The 21622-nt window shown below is 41.9% G+C and carries 15 protein-coding genes; 4 read left to right on the top strand and 11 right to left on the bottom strand.

What is annotated here, in order from left to right:
• Positions 1 to 51: 51 nt before the first annotated feature.
• From AAG747_RS08275 to AAG747_RS08265, 3 genes are all read right to left on the bottom strand, one after another.
• Complete coding sequence (locus AAG747_RS08275) at positions 52 to 1263, bottom strand: glycosyltransferase (RefSeq protein ID WP_346820682.1); 1212 nt, start codon at positions 1261 to 1263, stop codon at positions 52 to 54.
• A gap of 85 nt (positions 1264 to 1348) precedes the next feature.
• The gene (locus tag AAG747_RS08270; RefSeq protein WP_346820681.1) at positions 1349 to 2158 is read right to left on the bottom strand and encodes a phytanoyl-CoA dioxygenase family protein; all 810 of its coding nucleotides are present in this window, start codon (positions 2156 to 2158) and stop codon (positions 1349 to 1351) included.
• 2 nt (positions 2159 to 2160) lie between these two features.
• The gene (locus tag AAG747_RS08265) at positions 2161 to 3489 is read right to left on the bottom strand and encodes a flippase (RefSeq protein WP_346820680.1); all 1329 of its coding nucleotides are present in this window, start codon (positions 3487 to 3489) and stop codon (positions 2161 to 2163) included.
• Between the two features lie 197 nt (positions 3490 to 3686).
• On the opposite strand from AAG747_RS08265, the gene AAG747_RS08260 reads away from it, so the two are divergent.
• A complete protein-coding gene (locus AAG747_RS08260; protein WP_346820679.1) occupies positions 3687 to 4877 on the top strand; it encodes a THUMP-like domain-containing protein in 1191 nt (396 codons plus the stop codon).
• Positions 4878 to 5105: 228 nt separating this feature from the next.
• Here AAG747_RS08260 and AAG747_RS08255 read toward each other — a convergent pair whose 3' ends face one another.
• Positions 5106 to 6089: a glycosyltransferase family 2 protein gene (locus tag AAG747_RS08255; protein WP_346820678.1), complete on the bottom strand. Its 984-nt coding sequence runs from the start codon at positions 6087 to 6089 to the stop codon at positions 5106 to 5108.
• A 342-nt stretch (positions 6090 to 6431) separates the two neighbouring features.
• Between AAG747_RS08255 and AAG747_RS08250 the strand changes: the two genes are divergently transcribed.
• From AAG747_RS08250 to AAG747_RS08240, 3 genes are all read left to right on the top strand, one after another.
• Positions 6432 to 7040 (top strand): DUF4230 domain-containing protein, encoded by a 609-nt coding sequence (locus tag AAG747_RS08250; protein WP_346820677.1) that lies wholly within the window; start codon positions 6432 to 6434, stop codon positions 7038 to 7040.
• A 267-nt stretch (positions 7041 to 7307) separates the two neighbouring features.
• Complete coding sequence (locus tag AAG747_RS08245; protein ID WP_346820676.1) at positions 7308 to 8726, top strand: MBL fold metallo-hydrolase RNA specificity domain-containing protein; 1419 nt, start codon at positions 7308 to 7310, stop codon at positions 8724 to 8726.
• A gap of 39 nt (positions 8727 to 8765) precedes the next feature.
• Complete coding sequence (locus AAG747_RS08240) at positions 8766 to 9545, top strand: Rossmann-like and DUF2520 domain-containing protein (RefSeq protein ID WP_346820675.1); 780 nt, start codon at positions 8766 to 8768, stop codon at positions 9543 to 9545.
• A gap of 71 nt (positions 9546 to 9616) precedes the next feature.
• Here AAG747_RS08240 and AAG747_RS08235 read toward each other — a convergent pair whose 3' ends face one another.
• From AAG747_RS08235 to AAG747_RS08205, 7 genes are all read right to left on the bottom strand, one after another.
• Positions 9617 to 12796 (bottom strand): efflux RND transporter permease subunit, encoded by a 3180-nt coding sequence (locus AAG747_RS08235; RefSeq protein ID WP_346820674.1) that lies wholly within the window; start codon positions 12794 to 12796, stop codon positions 9617 to 9619.
• A 127-nt stretch (positions 12797 to 12923) separates the two neighbouring features.
• Positions 12924 to 14060, bottom strand: a complete 1137-nt coding sequence (locus AAG747_RS08230; protein WP_346820673.1) for an efflux RND transporter periplasmic adaptor subunit — start codon at positions 14058 to 14060, stop codon at positions 12924 to 12926.
• A gap of 121 nt (positions 14061 to 14181) precedes the next feature.
• On the bottom strand, positions 14182 to 15561 hold the full coding sequence (locus AAG747_RS08225; RefSeq protein ID WP_346820672.1) for a TolC family protein: 1380 nt from the start codon (positions 15559 to 15561) through the stop codon (positions 14182 to 14184).
• 548 nt (positions 15562 to 16109) lie between these two features.
• Positions 16110 to 16673 (bottom strand): TetR/AcrR family transcriptional regulator, encoded by a 564-nt coding sequence (locus tag AAG747_RS08220; protein WP_346820671.1) that lies wholly within the window; start codon positions 16671 to 16673, stop codon positions 16110 to 16112.
• 273 nt (positions 16674 to 16946) lie between these two features.
• The gene (locus AAG747_RS08215; protein ID WP_346820670.1) at positions 16947 to 18752 is read right to left on the bottom strand and encodes a cache domain-containing protein; all 1806 of its coding nucleotides are present in this window, start codon (positions 18750 to 18752) and stop codon (positions 16947 to 16949) included.
• A 229-nt stretch (positions 18753 to 18981) separates the two neighbouring features.
• Positions 18982 to 20262 (bottom strand): alginate export family protein, encoded by a 1281-nt coding sequence (locus AAG747_RS08210; RefSeq protein WP_346820669.1) that lies wholly within the window; start codon positions 20260 to 20262, stop codon positions 18982 to 18984.
• 411 nt (positions 20263 to 20673) lie between these two features.
• Complete coding sequence (locus tag AAG747_RS08205; RefSeq protein ID WP_346820668.1) at positions 20674 to 21417, bottom strand: hypothetical protein; 744 nt, start codon at positions 21415 to 21417, stop codon at positions 20674 to 20676.
• Positions 21418 to 21622 lie beyond the last annotated feature (205 nt).

The following is a 21622-nucleotide window of genomic DNA, read 5'->3' as shown; positions in this document are numbered from 1 at the left end:
ATTAGACAATTACGGATAATAAAGTTTGAACTTCAAAAGTAACACTCCTGATCAACTTTTGTATAAAATCTCTTTGTAAAGGTCTTTATATTGCCGTACCATTTTAAATTCGTTGAAATTATTCTGAACATATTCCTCGTTTTGCACGCCTTTTTCACGGATTTTGTTCAATCCCATTGCGAGGGTATCCTGTAGTTTGTCCAACAAATCATTGGCATTGCTGTATTGAAATAAGCCTCGCGCATTGGTACGGAACTGTTCGGGAATTCCTCCTACATTGGCGGCCAATACATACACACCTGTGGCCATTGCTTGTAAGGGTAAGAGTGGAAAATTTGCCGCCTCAACAGGATACACTAAGATATCTACAGAATTAAGAATATCATTCAGTCGCTCCGAATCACCCTGGTAGGCCGGTAGCGTAGTAAAGGGGTGTTTGCACTTGAGTGACTTTCCTACCAGGAAAAGATCAAACGGATGGGTGATATCATCTACAATTTTCTCAAACAAATGGTAACCGCTAAACTCATCCTTTTGATGAATAAATAAAATCCGGACCTGGGACCAATATCGCTGATTCAAATTTTTAAACTGCTTGGTATTTACAGCATTGTAAATAACAGAAGTGTGAATATCGGGATGATAGACAAAGGATTTCAAAAAGGATTTTTCCAGCCATTTGGACGTAGGAACGATGGTCAGGTTCGGAGTGGCTTTGGCATAAATATCCCGTTTTTTGATCAAAAACCGCTGCCTGTAGTCAATCAAGGGATTCCGCAAAGGGTATTCGCTGGCAAAAGGGGTATTGGCATCTCCTTTTTGGTAGCCATGGTCCAAGAATACGAAAGTCTCTCCCCCGGTCATACACCACATGGCATGCATTGTCCAAACCACTTTTTTCTCCCGGCAGATTTTCAACAAACTGTCCAAATCAAAAAAATTATGATACACACTATGCAGATGGACGATATCCGCTTCTTGATAAATTTTGAGTTTTTTAAAAAAACGATACGTACCGTTGAGCGGATAGAGTACGCTCAGGTTTGAAAAAAGAGTTACCCGGAACAGCTTGTTCAAGAGGCGGTCGCAATAGATCAACAACAAAGCCAACCAACGCCTCCGGATTTCCATTACCTTCGAATGTTTGGAGTGCTTTTCTTTCACCCACAAGTGCGCCTCTTCCCCTCCTGCTTCCATCAAGCGTAGCGCCAAAAAAGCCGAATCATCCTCTTGATCCGAAAAGTTAATATGGAGGATTTTCACAAGCGATTCACGAATTTAGATTAAAAAAATACTCCTTAAAGTAAGGATACTCAATGGAAGATCGCCAGAAGATGTACAAAAAAAATCAGATATTCAACAATTTATGTCCCAATGCGTGACAAGCCCTCTGAAAAAAGCTTTTTTTAGGCAGATCCCGCTCTTTTCTTGGGAATTTTTGTCTTAAGATTCCGGGTTTTCCTCCCCGCATTACAATAGGTGTAGCCCGGGGAGTATAAATTTGTTCGAACCCCTGATATGACACTCGATAAGCCCTGCGAGGCTTGTCTCCCTCAACACGTTCGCTGGAATGTAAAAGACATTGGTGAAACACCAATACATCTCCGGCATTCATAGGTACAAACACTGCTTTCTCCTCCTCAATACACTCCGGTCTCACCCGGGTATGATGGGTTTCTCCTTTCACTTGGTAAAAAGGTAAAAAGCCTTTTTTATGAGAACCGGGTATTACTTTCATTGCTCCATTTTCAGGAACCACCTCATCCAGTGCCATCCAAACAATTAGTTTCGTCTGCTCATGTGCCCGGTTGATAAAATCCTGATGCCAGGGTACTTCATTTACCTTTCCTTTCGGTTTATAAACCAAAGAATTTTCATACAAAGTGATATTGGGGCCTAATACCTGTTCCAAAAAATCCAGAATAACATCGTTTTTCGCCAATCGCTGAAACTCCGGATGGCGTTGAAACAAATCAAACAAAACTCCCTGGTCCGGACGGTGCTTCAAATAATAAGGTGAAAAAGGATCTTCCAATTGCAAATTCGCATAATCATCAATTTGGGAAACAAGATTGCGAATTTGTTCTAAAGTAGTTTCATCAAAAACCTCTTTTAATATCACATACCCATTTTCATTAAATTTATCTACCGGTTGCATAACTACTTGCGTATTTTTAGTTTTCGAAAAACAAAGATTACGGGAAAGAATAAAGCTTTGGTCTGCATATAAAAAACCAGCCGCTTCCCTTTCAAAAAAGCATAGACAAAATAAGAAGAGAAGGCATAAGAAAATAAAGTTGCATAAGCAGCGCCAAATATTCCCAATAATGGAATTAAGTATAAATTTAAAATTATATTCAATACCGCCCCACTGACTGTCCGGAGCAATGACACCCGGTAATACCTTTCCTGTATAAGCCATTTATCACTTCCTACTCCCAAAAATACAAAAACTGCCGCCCAAATATGAACTTGAAGTACCGGAACAGAAGTGGTATATTCCGGGATAAACAAATCTATAATCCATCCACCAAGGAGCGTGATTACCACAGCAATACCAACTGCGATCCAAGCCAATAAATTATACAATTTTTGCAAGCGATCATAATAGAGTTTTTCATCTTTTTCTTTTGCATAAGAAATAGCCGGCACCAAAGAATTAGCCACTACTACAGGAATAAAATACCAGGCTTCGCTCAACTTAACAGCCGCCGCATAAAAACCATTGGCTTCGTCATTAAGCATATTCCGCAACATGACCTGGTCTATTTTCATATAGATGGTAACTGCTATCCCTGAAAACATAAAAAACCAGGATTGCTTTAATAGGTTGACAGCCAATTTTTTATCAAACTTCCAGTGAGTTACTTTGATGCCTTTTAAATGATTAAAGAGAAACATGTTCGTTGCATACAAAACCTGTTCGATCAATATCATCCAGATAAAAAACTCAATCGGCAACTTGAAATATACCCCCATCAACCGAAACACACTGGCCATTAAAATCATCAACATTTGAGCCGTTGAAGAATATTTTGCCTGTACAGTGGCCTGAAAATAATATTCAATAACCCAAAACGAATGAAAAACAAATGCTAAGCTGGCAATCAAAATGTACTTTTGAATTTCCCATTCTTCCGGTCTGATCAGGAAGCTCGTGCCCACTACCGCAACCGCTAAAAGCCCACCCATTAAATGCAACAGAAAGGTAGTACCCAGGTAGGTTGCCCTTGTATTATGCCGGATGGCAACGTCTCTCAAAAAAATATCTTTTACCCCAAATGAAGCAATCGCCGAAAATAGTCCTGTATAACTGATTACATAATTGAGTAAACCATAGCGTTGAACCCCTAGGTAACGCGCTACCCAAAGCCCTACCAACATTGCAACAGCCATCATAAATATCCGCTCCACCATCATCCAAGAGGTGTTTTTAAAGTACTTTAAGAATGCCTGTTTATCGAATGATTGAAAAATTCGTTGGAGCATAAGCCTGGTTAAAATTTGCTCAAAGATAGATAGCGATTTAATGCTTACAAATTCACTTGTTGCTCTTTCGTAAGAATATATTACACACAAACATGAGAAATCCCCGGTATACAGCATACGCTACCTATTGACAAGGTATGAGAAATGCACTATTGCGGTTAACTTTGTACACTTTTTGAAGATTAATACTACAAGCTATGAAACCCAGTAAAGCCTTAGAGGAATTTGTTGAGAAGCATTGGCAGGATGACCCCGCCCGTTTGTTGTTGAAGGCGAAAGCCCCGGAAGGATATACTTCCAAAGAGGCGGTACAACAATTGATCGGGGCCAAAATCGCCAAACAGAAACTGCCATCCTGGTGGGAAAACAAACAAATCCTGTATCCGGTAAAACGCTCTTTGGAACAATGTTCTTCGGAGTTGACCGCCCGGTACAAAACGCATTTGGTACGCGGGCAAAGCTTGCTGGACCTTTCCGGTGGATTTGGTGTAGACACCAGTTTGTTTGCTTCTAGTTTTAAGCGGGTTTTGTATATAGAGCCTGACCCGCAACTGGCACAGCTTGTTCAACATAATTTCAAGGCATTGGGTTTGGAACATGTTCACACTCATGTACAAACGGCAGAAGTATTTTTAGCAAAATTTTCAGGTCCGGTGGATGTCATTTACCTGGACCCCTCCCGCAGGGATGACCGACAACAACGCCTGGTGGCTTTGGAAGATTGCGAACCGAATATTGTAACGCTTCTTCCCCAACTAAAGGAAACTTCTCAAACGGTTTTGTTGAAAGCCTCTCCGCTACTGGATATCCGGAAGGCAATACAAGCGTTGCCCGGGACTTCCGAGGTACATGTAGTAAGTGTAAAAAACGAATGCAAAGAAATTCTCTTTGTCATTGAACAAGAGCATGCCGGACCGGTGACGTTTCATGCCGTGGATCTTTTGGACAAAAACCAACAGCTTTTATTTTCATTCAACCAACAAGAGGAAAGCGATACTCCGGTCACCCTTTCACTGCCCAAATCCTACCTTTACGAACCCAATGTGGCGATCTTGAAAGCCGGAGGCTTCAAAAGCATTGCCCGGCATTTCGAACTTGACAAATTACATCCTAACAGTCACTTGTACACTTCGGATAAATACATGGAAGATTTTCCCGGCAGGGTTTTCAATATTGTGACTTCTTATGCGCTCAATAAAAAAGAAATCAAACGCCACCTTCCCGGTAAACAAGCCAATATCACCGTACGGAATTTTCCGTTAAGCGTAGAAGCTATTCGCAAGAAAACGGGAATCACTGAAGGTGGCGATCAATACCTCTTTGCCACCACGGATATGCTTGGCAAAAAAATCCTCCTTCAGTGTGTAAAGGGGAAAAACAGTCAATGAAGTGGTTTACACGTATAGTTTTTGACCGAAAATGGAATTAAAACCGGCTCATCAAGGCACATTTTGAAGAGAATAGCCAAAGCTATTGTTGAAAAAAGAAAGTAATGCAGAGGAAGCCTGTTTGAAACATTTTTCAGGAAAAAGAAAAAGGTTAATTCACTTCAATAGGGAGAAAATGTCAAAACAGCTCCTCCCTATTGATATTTCCAATTGTATTTTGTGTCAAGCTTAGCTTGAAAAGCTCCAGGTACGTATCATTTTCAAATACCACCTGTACAAAGGAGTGACGGGCACCTCGCAACGGCTTAGAATTAAAAAAACGTGATCCGGAAAGTGTAAGGAATCAATTTTCTTTAACAAGGCAAGATATTCTTCTACCAAGCTGTACTGCCGCACATAAAAAGCCTGACGCATATGGTAACGCACGGATACGGCTAAAGCTTGGTGTTCTTCCGGAGAACGGTTCAACTGATAGGCTTTGTGGCAAACTTTCAAAGTAGACACCAGATGCCTGTTGAATTTTTCTTTGTAAAAAGACTGTCCGTGCGAATGAGGCAACACACGCTTTTGGGTGAGAATTTTATCTTGAAAAAAGTACAAATAATTTCGTCCGCTGCGCACCCAAAAGTCATAATCTTCATAACTGAGGGATTCGTCATACCCCCCCAACTCATCCAACAGGGCTTTGCGGATCATCATGGTGGGGGTGCAAATAAATGCTTTTTTAACCAGTTCTTTATACACCCTTCCCGAAGGAACCGTAACCATCAATTCTCCTTGGGCATTGCGAGCGTAATAGGTTTTCAGTTTATTCCCTGCTTCATCTATCATTTCAGCATCGGAAAATACCACCCCATAGGAAGGACCCAGTTCTTCCATCGCGGCTACTTGTTGCTCCACTCTTTGGGGCAATAAAATATCATCAGCGGCTAAATCAATCACATATTTTCCGGAAGCCAAGGCCAGGCCACGGTTAAAAGCTCGGCAGTTCCCCAGGTTTCGCAGCAAGGCGACATATTGTGTACCAGGGTGTTGCTTTACAAAACGCTCTATCTCCTCCGGACTATTGTCTGTAGAAGCATCGTCTACTATAATCAATTCTATATCGGGGTATGTCTGTTGACATACGGACTCCAAACTCTCTCTTACATAGGGGCCGTGATTGTGACAAAGACAAATCACAGAAACTAGAGGCTTTCGGGCATTTGCCATATTTTATTGTTATTTGTTAGTAATTGCCAATGAACTACGTTGACTTATTGACAAAGACACATTCAACAAGTAAAAAGCCTAAAGGGAATTACACAAGTTCATGGCGATTTACTTGTTTTCTGAAAGCACTGAGCGCTTCTTTTATTTGTAGTAATACGCTCATTACATATCTATCAGGTCCGGTTTCCGGAAGGCAAGCGATTTTGGCTGATAATTATAATTTACATTCAAAAAAATAGCCAAGCACCTTCCTTTCCCCTCCTTGCAGCACTCCGAATTGAGAGGCATACAAGTCCATGTAATTTTTATATATATTCGCTTTGTCAGAAAACAAAGTTACGTATGAATCAGCTAAGAATCTTTGCCGGTGTAGGAATTCTCCTTATTTTGCTCTTAAGCGGATACATTTTTTTTCTGCATTGGCAACAACCTCTCCCCAGTAAGGTTTCTGAACAGGAAATTGGGAAGACTTTCGTCCAAAAAGTAGAACATTTGGGACAATTGGAATTGGTCCGGTACAAAATCAGTGATGTAATGGAATTTACGCAAGAGAATCATTTTTTCACAGATAATAAAATTCTAATGGTGATTCAAGGAGAAGCGATTGCCTGTATCGACTTACAGCAAATCACTTTAGAGGATATTCACAGCCAGGGAGACTCACTATGGCTCCGATTACCCGCTCCGCAAATATGTCACTACAAACTCAACCAACAAGATTGTAAAGTATATGACCTGAACCAATGGAAATTATTTGATAAATCTGAATTGGTAGATGAAGCCTATAAAAGAGCCGAATCCAAAGTAATGGAGCTGGCCTTGCAATCCGACTGCTTGCAAGTGGCCCGTCAAAATGCAGAACGCTTACTCGTCCCCCTGTTTGAAAAACTCAGCGACAAACACGTCATTCTCCAATTTGACATGAATTCTCCAAGTTCATTGGCACTATGAAATTTCTTCCGGGTCTTTTTAGGATTTTCAAGCTTTGAGCCTCCTTTTGCAAGGATTTTTTATTTTGGTAGCCAAGTGGTTTACACTTATGGTTTTTGACCGAAAATGGAATCAAAACCGGCTCATCAAGGCACTTTTTGAAAAGAATAGCCAAAGCTATTGCTGAAAAAAGTAACATAGAGGAGGCCTTTTTGAAACATTTTTCAGGAAAAAGAAAAACGTTAATTCACTTCAGCATAAGATGTCTAATTTCTAACTATTCTATAAATGAAATTAACTTTTTGGGGAGCTTGCCGGCAAGTAACGGGGAGCATGTTTCACCTCGAATTAGAAGATGGATATACCCTACTGATTGATTGTGGGATGGACATGGAAAATGCCCAAGAACCACAGCCTCATTATCCCGGTTCTACTTTCCCTTTTGATGCCAGCCGGGTCAATACGGTTTTGCTGACCCATGCACATATAGACCACTCCGGAAAAATCCCGAATTTGCTGCGCGAAGATTTTGAAGGTCAGGTCTACTGTACACCTCCTACTTTGGCTTTGGCGGAACTGCTCCTGAAGGATTCGGCATCGATCCATGCCAAGAAATTAAAAACCTATCATAAGAATAAATATAAATCAGGTAAAAAAAAGGTAGAGGGGAACCCTGCCGAATGGTATGTGGACAAACATGTCAATGACTCCTTGCGGCAATTCCAGGGGGTTGATTTTAATCGTAAAATTAAAATTACGCCACAGCTCTATGCCACTTTTATTCCTACCGGGCACTTATTAGGCGCAGCCAATATCCTGCTTGAAGTGGAGGAAAACGGCACCTGGAAAAAGCTCTTGTTTTCAGGGGATATCGGCCGCAATCACTATCCGCTACTTTCCAATCCGCAAACGCCCCCTCAGGTGGATTACCTGATATGTGAAAGCACTTATGGCAACCGGCAACATAAATCGACCGACCAAAGTGAAGAAGAGCTGGAAAAGGTAATTCAACAGGCTTGTGTGGAGACTCCCGGCCGGCTGATCATTCCTGCATTCAGTGTAGGAAGAACCCAAGCCATTCTCTACACTTTAAATAAACTATACCTCCAAAACCGCCTCCCTTTCATTAAAATTTTTGCGGATAGCCCGATGGCTTATCAAAGTAACCGGATCTACGAACGCTACGCCTCCTTTCTTAATCCAGAATCTCAGGCATTCAAAGAACAGCACCAAAGCCTGTTCAATTTTGATAACCTGAGTTATATAGAAAAAACCAAAGACAGCCGGGCCCTTTCCGGTTACAATGCCCCTTGTATCATTATCTCTGCTTCGGGGATGTTGGAAGGTGGGCGCATCCAACATCATATCAAAAGCAATATCAACAACCCTAATTGCACCATTCTGATGGTCGGGTATGTGGCAGAAGGAACCTTTGGCCATGATTTATTGCATAAGTTAAAATCGTTAAAGGTGGGGTCAAAAGAAATTCCTATTGCAGCCACTATCCGCCAGACAGATGTATTCAGCGGTCATGGAGACCTCCAAGACTTATTGTCTTTTGTCGGCCAACAATCTCCCGGCACCTTGCAAAAGTTGTTTCTGGTACACGGAGAGGAACGTTCTATTCAGGACTTTCAGCAAACTCTTTCGGAAAAAGGGTATCAACAGATTGAGGTACCGGAGCGAGGGCAAAGTTTTGAGCTATAAGTAAAAACGGGAACATAAGCACCGAACAAACAAGGAAATATGCAACCTATCAAAATAGCGTTTATCGGGGCCGGCAATGTTGCCTGGCATTTGGCCCCTGCATTACAAGCAAAAGGAGCACAGGTCGTGGAAGTTGTGAACCGCTCTCCCGAAAAAGCCCTTTCACTGGTAGAAAAGCTTTCTTCGGCCAAGGTCAAAGCTGATTTGGATTTTCGAAACTCCGAAGCCGATTGGGTTTTCATCACGGCACCCGATGCACAAATTGAGCCGTTGGCTAGTCAAATACAACTTGCTCCCCGGCAAGTTTTGCTACACACTTCCGGTAGCCAACCTTTGGGTATTTTACAAAATGCTCATCTGCAATCCGGAGTATTTTACCCCTTACAAACATTTAGCAAAGAGAAATGTATCGACTTTCGTAAAGTCCATTTTTATATAGAAGGCAGTAATACACCGGTAGAGCGGAAATTGCTTTCTCTGGCTCGAAAACTGAGTCCTTTAGTAAGTACAGCTACTTCCCAACAACGCTTGGGTTTGCATATGGCAGCCGTATTTGCCTGTAACTTCCCGAATCATTTACTTTTGATGGCACAATCGGTGATGGAACAATACGAACTCGATTTTACGGCCTTAAAACCACTCGTGGAAGAAATGGTGGAGAAAGCATTTGCCTTAGGCCCTGAAAAAGCCCAAACCGGACCGGCCATTCGCAAGGATACCAATACCATACAACGGCACGAGGCTTTATTGGAAAGCTCGGCCATGCAGTCCGTTTACCAACTGCTGAGTCAAAGTATTCAGAAAAAAGGAAAGGACTAAAAACAAAACAAGCGCGCAACTCATCATTGCACGCCTGTCTAAATACACTAATAAAGTTGCTTTTATATTGCTTACACGTGATCTGTCATATATTCTTCGGCTTTATGGGAAGCTCTTAATTTTTCCAACCCTTCTTTCCCGTAGGCCATTTTTGTGATCAACACATACAAGACGGGTACGATGAAAATGGCAATCAAGGTTGCTGCCAACATTCCGCCGAATACCGTCCAACCGATCGTATTACGAGCGACAGCTCCGGCTCCTGAAGAAAGTGCCAGCGGCACAACCCCAAGAATAAAGGCCAGGGAGGTCATAATAATCGGACGCAAACGCAAGCGAACGGCTTGTAAAGTCGCACTGATCAGCTCCATACCGTGGTCCACCCGTTCTTTGGCAAACTCCACAATCAGAATGGCGTTTTTCGCGGCCAATCCAATCAAGGTAACCAAACCGATTTGAGCATAAATATTATTCGTTAAGCCCGGAGACAAGGACAAGGCCGTAATCGCTCCAAAAGCTCCGACAGGTACTGCCAGCAAGACCGCAAACGGTACGGACCAACTTTCGTACAGTGCTGCTAAAAACAAGAAGACAAAGAGCACTGACAAAGCAAAAATATACACCGTACTATCTCCCGAACTGATTTCTTCTTTACTCAATCCGGAAAACTCGTATCCGTAACCGGCCGGCAATACTTCCGCAGCTACTTCTTTCAGGGCTTGAATGGCCTCACCACTACTAAAGCCAGGGGTTGCACTTCCGTTAAATTCTGCTGAACGGTACAGGTTATAGTGAGAAATCACCGGTGCACTTTCGGTCACTTCGTAGTCAATCAACGTACTCAAAGGAAGCATTTCGCCTTTTTGGTTCCGCACATAGTACTGCTCCAAGGCCGACATATTGTCCCGGTAAGTAGTATCCGCCTGGGCCATTACTTTAAAGTTCCGGCCGTACACGGTAAAGTCATTGATATAGCGACTTCCTAAGAAGGTCTGAACCGTATTGAACACTTCGGAAAGACTTACCCCTAACTTCTTGGCTTTCTCCCGGTCGATTTTCAGGTTATATCCCGGGGTACGGGCCGTAAAGAATGTAAAGGCACGGGCAATTTCAGGACGTTTGTTCGCTTCCATCATAAACTGCATGGCAACTCTTTCAAAGCCTTTAATGCCATCGTTACTTTCCCGTTGTTGCAAGATAAAACTGAATCCACCGGTATTACCCAAACCAGGAATGGCAGGAGGCGGAATCACAATGATATTGGCCTCTTTGATTGTTGCGAATTTCTGATTGAGTTTGGCAATGACCCCAAACAACTGCTGATCTTTTCTCTTCCGTTCGTCCCAGGATTTTAAAGTACAGAAGATCGTACCACTGTTCGGTTTGTTTGAAAACGTCACTACGTTCAAGCCTACAATGGCGGCAAAGTGTTTTACCTCTTCTACTTCCTGGAAGGCCTTCATTACATCGTTCATGACTTCCTGTGTCCGGGCAATGGAAGAAGCTTCCGGCAACTCGAAGGTCACATACAAACGCCCTTCATCTTCCAAAGGAATAAACCCGGTCGGTTTGTTTTTGAACATCACCATGGTTCCAAAGATGATACACACCAACAGCACTACCATGTAGCGTGAATAGTGAATACTTTTCTTCACCCCGTTGGAATAACTTTGTGAAGTTTTGTCAAACCAAGTATTGAATTTATAGAAAAAGCGGTTCAGGCCTTTGGAATCCTTATTGATATTCATCGGCTTCAAGAACATTGCACAAAGAGCCGGTGTCAACGTAAGGGCGACAAAAGCAGAAATCAATACAGAAATAGCAATGGTAATCGCAAACTGCTGATAGAGTCGCCCTACAATCCCCGGAATAAATCCAACCGGAACGAATACAGCCGCCAAAATCAAGGCAATGGCAATTACAGGACCTGAGATATCCTTCATCGCTTTGATAGTCGCCTCTTTGGCCGTGTATTTTCCCGTATCCAGATAATGTTGTACGGCTTCCACCACTACGATGGCGTCATCCACTACGATACCGATGGTCAATACAAACCCAAACAGGGTAAGGGTGTTGATCGTAAAATCCAAAGGTATAAAGAAGATAAACGTACCAATAATGGACACCGGAATCGCCAGAATCGGGATCAATGTAGCTCTCCAACTTTGCAGGAATAAGAACACTACCAAGATAACCAGGATCAAGGCTTCCACCAAGGTCTTCAGTACCTCGTTGATCGAAATTTTCACTACGGAAACAGACTCAAACGGCACCTTAAAATCCACATCCGGCGGGAAAGACTTTTGAAGCTGTGCCAGCATTTCGTATACCCCTTCGGCAGTTTCCAGGGCATTACTTCCCGGGGCTTGGTTGATCAACAAGAAAGTCGCTTCTTTCCCATCTACAAAGGAAGCCCCTGAATAATTAAATTTACCCAACTCTACCCTTCCTACATCCTTCAGGTACACCATCGAACCGTCTTCAGGCAAAGTCTTGATAATGATATCTTCAAATTCGGCAACGTTCTTTAAGCGGCCATTGACCAATACGGTATATTCAAAGGACTGATTTTCAGGCTGTGGAGAACGTCCTACAGCTCCGGCAGCCACTTGTACGTTTTGCTCTTGAATGGCCGTAATCACATCTGTGGCAGTCAACCCCAAACGGGCCAATTTGTCCGGCTTCAACCACAAACGCATACTGAAATCTTTCCCCAGAGCGGTAACGTCCCCTACCCCTTTCACCCTTGAAAGGGCATCCTTCACATAAATATTGGTATAGTTATCCAAAAATTTAATGTCGTGGCTTCCCTCGGGCGAGTACAAGGCCACAACCATCAGGGTACTTGGGTTTCTCTTTTTTACAATCAAGCCTTGGCGTTGTACTTCCATCGGCAACTGAGGTGTGGCCACACTTACACGGTTTTGTACGTCCAGGGCGGCAATATCTACGTTGGTTCCTACCTCAAAGGTCACATCCATACTCATCTGTCCGTCACTGGTACTGTTAGACTTCAGGTACGACATCCCCGGAGTTCCGTTCACTTGCGATTCGATAGGAGTAGCCACCGTTTGTTCTACCGTTTGTGCATCCGCACCGATATAGGTACCCCTCACCTGTACTACCGGAGGGGTAATATCCGGGTACTGACCCACCGGCAAGTTCAATATGGCCAGCACCCCTACAATGAGGATCACGATCGAGATGACAATGGCAGTGACCGGCCTTTTTATAAATGTATTGGCTATCATACGATTTATTCCAGATTAAATGTTCTACTTTACTAATTTGGGAAGCGGTGAGTATGCAATAGGCAAAGACTCCCCTGGCAATGCTCTGAGAGCATCGCCCGAATGATTACAACAGGAAAGGTCCGGTTTATTTCCGGGCGGTTTTCTCACCTGCTTCTAAAAATGCCGCTTGAACAGGCACACCGTCACGCAACTTCTGGATTCCCTCCACCACGATGTTTTGCCCTACTTGCAAACCACTCTTCACAATCACTTTTTCATGAATACGCTTACCCAGTTCAATCCGGGTTTGCTTCACTACCCCATTGTCCTCTACAAAGACAAAATTCTCACTCATTTGCTCGGTCACAGCTTTGTAAGGGATCATAATCTGCTCTCCTGAATTCTCATTCAATACCCGTACGGTAGCACTGATTCCGGCTCTCAGTTTGCGTTGAGCGTTCGGGAAAACCAAACGGATTTTAATCGTTCCTGTCTGAGGGTCCACTGCCCGGTCAATCACACTGATTTCACCGGCATCCCCGTAAAGCGATTTATCCGGCAAGGCAATGGTAAACACTGATTTTTCTTTATTATCCGCACTTTGCTCTAAAGCAAGGTATTTGTTCAGTTCTTTCTCATCAATGACAAAATCCACTCCCATAGGGTTGTCAGAAGAGATCGTGTTCAGCAAGGTTTGGCCAAGGCTTACAAACGTACCGATACGTACATTTGAAATTCCGATTGTTCCGTCAAAAGGCGCGGTAATCACCGAATATCTCAGGTTGGTATTCGCAGTCACCAAATCCGCTTCTGCCGCAGCCACTCTGGATTTCGCATTGTCCAACTCCGTCAAGGCATAGTCCAACTGCTGTTTGGCAATCGCATCTTTTTCACTCAAAGCCGTATATCTGTCGGCATCTTTTTGCGCTTTTTCCAAGTTGGCTTTCGCTACTTTCAAATTCGCTTCTGCCTGGGCTTTTGCTGCGGTGTATTTTCTTTGATCCAGTGTGTACAGCCTTTGTCCCCTTTTCACTTTTTGGCCCTCTTTAAAAGAAATACCGGTAATATATCCACCCACTTCACTGCGCAATTCCACTTCATTCAGTGCAACTACGGTAGCAGGATACTCATTATGGTATACAACATTTTGCTTGGCTACTTTTTGTACATTTACAGGTACCGCAGACGCAGCCGGCCGGTTTTGCGCTGTAGGGTTGCCACAAGATGCAATCCCAATGATGCTGGCAATGATGATTGCCAAACTATTTAATCTTGTAATCATGATATTTCTTAAGGTCATTATATATTAAGTAGTTGAGCAAAAGTATTCTGGTAATTGTTCAGATTGATGAACTGCATGAAAACTCTATATGAATGATACCCAACAAGTTGCACAGGTATTTTTAGCTAACAGGTACGGTTCCCAATGCTTTTTGTACGTCCAATTTGCTGGAAAGCACATTTAACAAAGCATTCAAATAATTGAGCTGCGAGCTACGCAAATCCGTTTCGGAAACAATCACCTCCAAATACGCTTTGATCCCCTGATTGTATTGCAACTGTACCGTTTCATATACTTCTTGGGCCAACTCGTAATTTTCTTTTGAAGTTTGATAAGCCTCCAATGCACTGCGGTAAGTCGCCATTGCTTGTACATGTTCCGTGTTCATCTGGTTGACCAAATTCTCTTCTTCAGACTCTAACTGCATATACTGCAATTTGGACTTCTGAACATTACGCAATCTTCTGAGGCCAGTAAACAGAGGAACTGTTGCCTTCAAGCCAACGACTGAATTGGGAAAGTTCCGGTTGTACAATTTGGCAAACTCATCGTTTTGGTAGGCCCAGTTGTAATTAACAAAGGCGGATACGGTTGGCAAAAAGTCCCGGTTATAATATTGTACCGAAGCATTGACCAAACGCTTATTCGTCTGCAATAACTTGTACTCAATCCGGTTGCTGAAATCCGTTGTCTGTTGATTTTCCTTCAAAGGCACAGCCGTTTCCATTGCATTTACGTCCATCGATACTTCCAAGGATTGTTCACTAGGGTACCCCATCAGTTGCTTCAAGCTTGCATACTGTACTTTCAAGGATTCAACAGCGGTTATTTTTTCTACCTTCGCACTATTGAGAGCAATTGTCGCCCGCTTATAATCAATATTATCCGCTAATCCGCTTTCATAACGGCTTTGAGCATCACGCAGATTTTTCTCCAAACGCTGAATGTTCTCGTCCAACAATTCCAAACGCTGTTGGGTAATCAACACTTGATAATACGCTTTGCTCACACTGACCACCACATCGATTTTTACACTTTCAATTTGTTGACTCGCTTCCAAGCGGTAGTCCTTAGCCGTTTTCCCGGCCAGCATCACGTCATTTCCATACAAGATCTGGGTGGCTGAAATTCCTAATGTAGAAGTATTCTTTACCCCCATCGTTACCTCTTGCCTTGGGCCTGAAGGGTCTGTAAAATCCGGCAACAAAGTTACTGGCTGTTTCAAAAAATGTTGAAGGTCAAAGTTAGCGTTCACTTGAGGCAACCAGCCTGATAGGGCGATTTTCACCTCTTTTTCGCTGATTTCCTGTCCTAATTTGGCTTTTTTCAACACCGGTTGATTATCCAAGGCATACGTAATACACTGGTCTAGGGTAATTTTCTCTGAGACATTCCCCCCCGCTTCCTGTGCGTACAGCCGGGTGGAGAATCCCCCCATTAACACAGTTACTACAAACGCAACTGTCAGGTAATGGTAGAATAGTTTTTCTCGATTTGTCATCAGGTCTTATTATTTCAAATTTGGTTGTGATACTCTTTTAAAAAAATGCTTAAGCTTTTGACAAAGTTAGTAAGGTCGGAAATAAAACAAGCAATTACTTGTTATATTATTTATCAATTTTGCCATAGATTTTATTTATAAAAAGTAAAGAATTAATTCTTCCAACTATCCGGTAGCCACTTTCAGCAGGAAAAACTATGCATAGCAAATCCATCCCCCTCAAATACATCAAGCGGCTAAATCACTAACAAAGGCCATAAAACACCTTATAGACAAGCAAAAGCCCTCTATGATTGCATAATATTGCCCAGGTTACTTCCGGTAATTACCCTTCACCACCCATTCACTCAATGCAAAGTTTTATATCCTTTTCAGATCTTGCATACAGCAAAAAATCTTCCGTATAAATATGTTACATTTCAGTTCTCTTTAGAGATATTCAATGGTTAGTTATCAGTTCATTTTCCCAAAATAAAGCTTCGGAAAAATCACAGTTTTTGGAGAGAAGTGACAAGAATGAATATTCATTCCAAAACTTGAGACGGTTTTTATGCCTTTACAGCATCCCAAGCGATATTCAAATGTTGTTCGAGGTTTAATGGAGTTTGTATCTGAGTAAAACCTTCAAAAAGCATCGTGCGAATAATCCCATAACAACCTCCTACCGAAAAGCTTATCAATACCTTGAGGTCTAAGGATTTGATGACCCCTTGCTGCTGTCCATCCGAATACATATCCCCATAATAATGATGAAGATCTTTTACTTTCTTCCGCGTTTCTTCGGTAATCACCGGGCACAAGGAATAAAAATCGACAAAGCGAAAATGATCGGGATGATTGATATAATATTCTAACAATTTGCCATACAAATGATTAAACCGCATCCGTACAGGAGCATCGGGATCAAAATCCTTGTACACAAAGTCATTTTTCCGTTTTTGAATATCCAGATATACTTCATTGATAAGCATATCTTTACTACAGAAGTAGTTATAGATTGTCCCCATCCCCGTACTGGCTTCTTTGGCCAAATCGCACATGGGAGTAGATTGCAACCCCTGAGTCACAAACAACTTGACTGCTGCGGTAATGATATCTGCCCGTTTACTCATGGCGCAAAGGTATTTCTTTGGAATGAATATTCCAAAACAGATTTGTTATTGGACTGTTAATTTTATGAAGTGAGAAGCATCGCCTACAAAAAAAGATAAGATCGTCCGGATCACCAAGCGACTGTTTAGCATTTAACCGGATTTTTTGGATAGCAAAAAACCAGCTGCTGTGCAGCTGGTTTTTACGAACAAATCTTCTTATTGAAACTTGATCAATAAAAGGACTTTATATTTAAATACAATTATAGAATGAACACAAATTCAAAAGTACATTTACCCTTTGAGGGCATCTACTTCGATCTTCAGTTGCTGAATCTCCTGGTTCTTTTGATCAATGACCTGTTTCAATTCCTGTGTTTCCACTTCCAGCGTTTGTTTCAACTCTATCGCTTCCGTTTGTCTACGCGACATTTCTTCCTGGGTAGCAACTAATTCTTCCATATTCTGTCTCAACTCCTCTTCTTGTGCCCGCATCTCTTCGGTATGTTGTTGAGATGCTTCCAGCAATTGCTTGGTACGCTCATTCACCTTCACACTGGAAATCGTAGAAGCGATATTTTCCGCAAGGCGTTCGATAAATTCTATTTCATATTGAGCAAACTTACGGAAGGAAGCAATTTCAATAGCTCCTTCTACCTTATTATTTACTTTCAGAGGCACCAGTAATAAGTTTGTCGGAGGCGCATCGCCCAGTCCGGAGGTGATATTCACATAATTTTGCGGGATTTCGGTCAGGTTAATCGTCTCTTTTTCCAAAATAACCTGCCCCAACAAGCCCTCTCCCGGGTAAATTCTCTTATGGACGTATTTTTTCTTGTTGTAAGCATAACAAGCGGCCATCTCCAAATACTCTTCCCCTTTTGACTCTCCTTCGGACAGGATGAATAAACTTCCTTGGTTGGCATTGATATACTTGATCAAATTCGTCAAGACTGTATTGGATAATTCCTCCGTATTTTGCGTCTGACTCCTTAATATTTCCACAAAACTAGCCATCCCCCGCATAGACCAATTACGTCTTTTCTCTTCTTCATCGGCTTTTTTAAGGTTGTCCCGCATTTTGGTAAGTTCCATACCCAACACGTTCTCGGCATCATCCGCACAATTTTTTAAGGTATAATCAAGGTTACCACTTCCGATTTCTTTGGAAAAGACGATGTAATCGTTCAGGCTGTTTACCAAGTCATTCATCGAATTGGTAATTTCACCCAATTCATCATTCCGGTTGATAGAGATCAGTTCCACGGTTCTTCCTTTAGCCAAGTCTTTGGCTCTGTCCCGGATCATAAATAATATCCGGGTAATCTTCTCACTGAAATGGTAGGATACGACAATACCCAATGCAGTAATTACCAAAGCCAACACAAGGATTACCCACATGACTTGATTCAACTGCTCACTTACCTGTTCCTCAATTTCCCGCATGTTATCTTGGAGTGAATCAGTGTAGATCCCTGTAGAAATCACCCAACCCAAAGGGCGGTACAAACGGGAATAGGAAAGTTTATTTTCAACAATATCGGTACCTGGTTTATTCATGATGTACTCGACAAAAGCATCTCCGTTGGCCTTACATATTTCTACCCGTTCTTGGTATAAGTTTTTCCCTTCTTTTCCTTTGACCACATTGTATTTCTGATCGCTCATCACTCTCCCGTTGTTTTGAGGCTTGGCAGCATGCATGATCATGGTAGGATAAGGCAATTGGTTATCCGTAATCCAGAAATACCCTTCTCCGTTATCGTAACGAATTTTAGAAACCAAATCCAAATATTCCTTTCTGAGCAGCTTTTGCAGTTCTGCCACCACCGCTAACGAGTCAGAGATGTTACCATAGTGTTTTAAAATGTAGGCTTCGTTCCCGATTTCTTTAAAGCGTGAGTCCAAGCCATCATACACCACATCCACCAAATGCTTTAAATTCAGCTTACTGCGCTCCATTTCCCGTTCGTAATAGCCCTGAATGTCTTTCTTCGAGCTTCTACGAATCATATATATTCCCGTAATACTCACAGAAAGTACCGAGATAAAAATCGCCAAACTGGTGATTAATAAAAATTTAGATTTAATACTTTTCATGTTCTGATAATTGAATTAGGAGTATAGTGCCCAGTATAGATAAAAAAATAAGTCATTCCCCTATTGAATACTAAAAAGGAGCATCATTCAAAGGTTTTACAAAAAACATAAACCTCATTTTTCAGACATATATAATTGATAAAAAATGACCTTTACCGGAAGGCTATTTTCAACGCAGTTGTTGTCAATCTTGAAACACAGAATTGACAATGACCCAAAATGCCCTATTTTATTTATCGCTTTTGAAAAATACCGGAGTAACGGAAACTTCCAACCAAGCCCAATTCGCTACTTCTCCATGTTGCCCTTTGCCTTTCACGAATTCCATCGACTCAGCGGAAAACATTTGTGAATACCCCCCTCTGATCCGGGTGATCTTATTAAACTTCCAGGTAAACATCAAGTCTAACTCATATCCTAGATAAGCATCAATGGCTTGATGAATATCCTGTGGGTTTTTCATATCAGCCGCAGTGTAAAAAAAGTGGTTTTGGGAAGATAGGCTGAATTTTGGATTGAGCACCCATTCCGGTTTGAAGTAAAAATCCCGTAAGCCGGTCACCGGAGTAAACCCGAGATAAAAATAGTCCATACTACCATAAAATTTATGCCGCGCTCCATACACGATATCAAAAGTATTGGTTTCGTTATTGTTCGCATCCATATAGGTATCGGCATCTGTTCCCGACATGATATCCGCTCCAATGGTCAGATTCAAAGAAGGAGTAAATTTCACTTTTCCTTGTAAGGAAAGCATATTGGCATTCACCTTATAGTCATCCCGATTGCGACCCAACTGGTGGTAATACGTAGCTTGCAGGCTTACTTTATTTGTGTTATAGTAGAGGTTTCCGCCCAACGTTTGGGAGTAGTTCACCGTTGTATCGGCATTTTCCAGACCGTTGTTCACCAACAAGCCGGTAAGTTTTAAGTTTCCAAATTTTTTAGCCAACCAGAGAAACTGCATGCTTTTGTAATAATCACTGGTATACGGGACCTGAAAAGCAGAACCTTTATCGTTGTTAAGAGCTGCCCCTGCGTGTACTTCAAAGGTAGAATCCGTATACATTAAAAGAGCCGCATCGTGCGAACGGCCGGCTTCACGCCAATTCAAGCTCCCTAAAATCCGGGAATCATCGTATACCAATTGCTGACGACCGAATTTAAAAGCAAATTTCTCACACAAGTTAAGTTTTACCCAACCTTCAAACAAGCCTATATTCGGTACATCGGCAAATTGATCCTGATCCCCCCATACCCGTACATCCTGAATAGAGATATACGCCTGTACCTTTTGATCGTAAATATAGTCTGCATTCAAACGGGTACGCTGTGCTATAAATGCAGCTGGCTTGTCTCCCGAATCGGGCATATCCTTAAAGCCATTCCGAAACTGAAAGCGTGGGCGAATTTGCCCTGAAAGGGTGAATTGTGCTGTGGCTTGAGAAAAAGTAGCCAGCCATAAGGGAAGTGCAAAAAGTAAACTGTAGTAAAATTTCCTGTTCATCATTGTTTTTAAATTCAATAACTTTCTTCTAGTGGGCTAACGTCATTTTTGAACTTGTATATGAACACCACACCGTGCTTTTAATGATCTTTGGTTTATTCAGTGTAAATAAACTTCACAAAACAGGAAAAGGAGAAATTTTTTTCAAAAATCTTCTTTTTTATTACAACAGGGCTTCATTTCAATAAACTTTTTGTAAAGCCACAATAATCAATCTCTTTTACTACCCAGCTGTAGGCAACCTATTTATAACACAACTCTCCTCTTCATACGGCTTTGTTTAGATAAGTACATCTGCGACTTTTTTTACAAAAAACTCTTCCCATACAAGATGCTGCCTTATGTCTGTTGACAACCAGAGCAGTTCTAAATTATATATCCTTTAGGCTGCTCTCTAACGAGTCTTAAAAAGCGCTAAGCCCCCGCCAACATCGGGTACTTCTCCGCTATTTCCTCCTTACTCATCACGCTCACCTTCGGCCGGGGAACAGTCTTAAATAACCGCTTCTTCCAACGCACCGGAGCTAAAAAGACAAGCTCTCCCGTATCCCAGTTCTCAATAAAGAGTTTACGATCGTTTAACTCCGGATAGTTCTCCATATCCACTTCGCCCAGTTCGTAGACTTTCTTGGCCGCCAGCCAGTACAATTTCCCGGAGATACGATTCAAGAAATAGATTTCTCCTTCCTGGGAAAAGACCTTGAAATTCCCTTTCAGCATTTCCGGGTCTTTCAAGGTGCGGTACAAAGTTTCTCCCTCTATGAAAGAAAGCCGGGCAATGGGTGGGTAATCCCAATCCAACTTCCGGATAGTAATGGCCTTGATGACTTTCCAATCTTTTACTTTTTTCACAAAAAGACTATCACTCTTCCACAAATAAAACCCTTGAGGGTCCCAAACTAAAGAATACAATGAATCATTCTTAAAGAACACATCGGCATTGACTTGTTCCATAGTCAATTTATCCTTTGCCCGAGCTTCCCCACGGGGAATTAAAGCAGCAGTACGTACTAATTTACCTTTGTGTTGTATATATTTAGAATAACCCTTCCAATCAGGACCAAATAAATGCATGTATATATTCAAGGCATTACAAATACTACAGCGATTCTTCCCTTTGGGCCGTTCCAGGCGACTTAAAGGGTTCAATATATTCATTTGAAATAAGCTTACAATATATTCAGGGCGATACGGATACCCCCCCCCTCTCATAGGTCTAACCCTATATTCATAAAGGAAATCATTATATACACTCCAATTTCTACTCAATAGAGAACTATATAGAGTATCTGTTGCGACCTGTTTATTTTTATGGAGCAAATAACGCTTGATAGGCCTATAGTCAATAGAAAGTGGAGCTTCT

It is taken from the genome of Rapidithrix thailandica (genome assembly GCF_039710355.1).
In the GTDB taxonomy this organism is placed as follows: domain Bacteria; phylum Bacteroidota; class Bacteroidia; order Cytophagales; family Flammeovirgaceae; genus Rapidithrix; species Rapidithrix thailandica.
Note: the sequence above shows the minus strand (reverse complement) of the source record. Positions and strands in the feature narration are given on the sequence as shown.

Bases quoted from the DNA above. Each gene is read 5' to 3' on its own strand.
- AAG747_RS08270 (WP_346820681.1), bottom strand. From the start codon at position 2,158: ATGCAACCGGTAGATAAATTTAATGAAAATGGGTATGTGATATTAAAA.
- AAG747_RS08265 (WP_346820680.1), bottom strand. From the start codon at position 3,489: ATGCTCCAACGAATTTTTCAATCATTCGATAAACAGGCATTCTTAAAG.
- AAG747_RS08260 (WP_346820679.1), top strand. From the start codon at position 3,687: ATGAAACCCAGTAAAGCCTTAGAGGAATTTGTTGAGAAGCATTGGCAG.
- AAG747_RS08255 (WP_346820678.1), bottom strand. From the start codon at position 6,089: ATGGCAAATGCCCGAAAGCCTCTAGTTTCTGTGATTTGTCTTTGTCAC.
- AAG747_RS08250 (WP_346820677.1), top strand. From the start codon at position 6,432: ATGAATCAGCTAAGAATCTTTGCCGGTGTAGGAATTCTCCTTATTTTG.
- AAG747_RS08245 (WP_346820676.1), top strand. From the start codon at position 7,308: ATGAAATTAACTTTTTGGGGAGCTTGCCGGCAAGTAACGGGGAGCATG.
- AAG747_RS08240 (WP_346820675.1), top strand. From the start codon at position 8,766: ATGCAACCTATCAAAATAGCGTTTATCGGGGCCGGCAATGTTGCCTGG.
- AAG747_RS08235 (WP_346820674.1), bottom strand. From the start codon at position 12,796: ATGATAGCCAATACATTTATAAAAAGGCCGGTCACTGCCATTGTCATC.
- AAG747_RS08230 (WP_346820673.1), bottom strand. From the start codon at position 14,060: ATGATTACAAGATTAAATAGTTTGGCAATCATCATTGCCAGCATCATT.
- AAG747_RS08225 (WP_346820672.1), bottom strand. From the start codon at position 15,561: ATGACAAATCGAGAAAAACTATTCTACCATTACCTGACAGTTGCGTTT.
- AAG747_RS08220 (WP_346820671.1), bottom strand. From the start codon at position 16,673: ATGAGTAAACGGGCAGATATCATTACCGCAGCAGTCAAGTTGTTTGTG.
- AAG747_RS08215 (WP_346820670.1), bottom strand. From the start codon at position 18,752: ATGAAAAGTATTAAATCTAAATTTTTATTAATCACCAGTTTGGCGATT.
- AAG747_RS08210 (WP_346820669.1), bottom strand. From the start codon at position 20,262: ATGATGAACAGGAAATTTTACTACAGTTTACTTTTTGCACTTCCCTTA.
- AAG747_RS08205 (WP_346820668.1), bottom strand. From the start codon at position 21,417: ATGAATATATTGAACCCTTTAAGTCGCCTGGAACGGCCCAAAGGGAAG.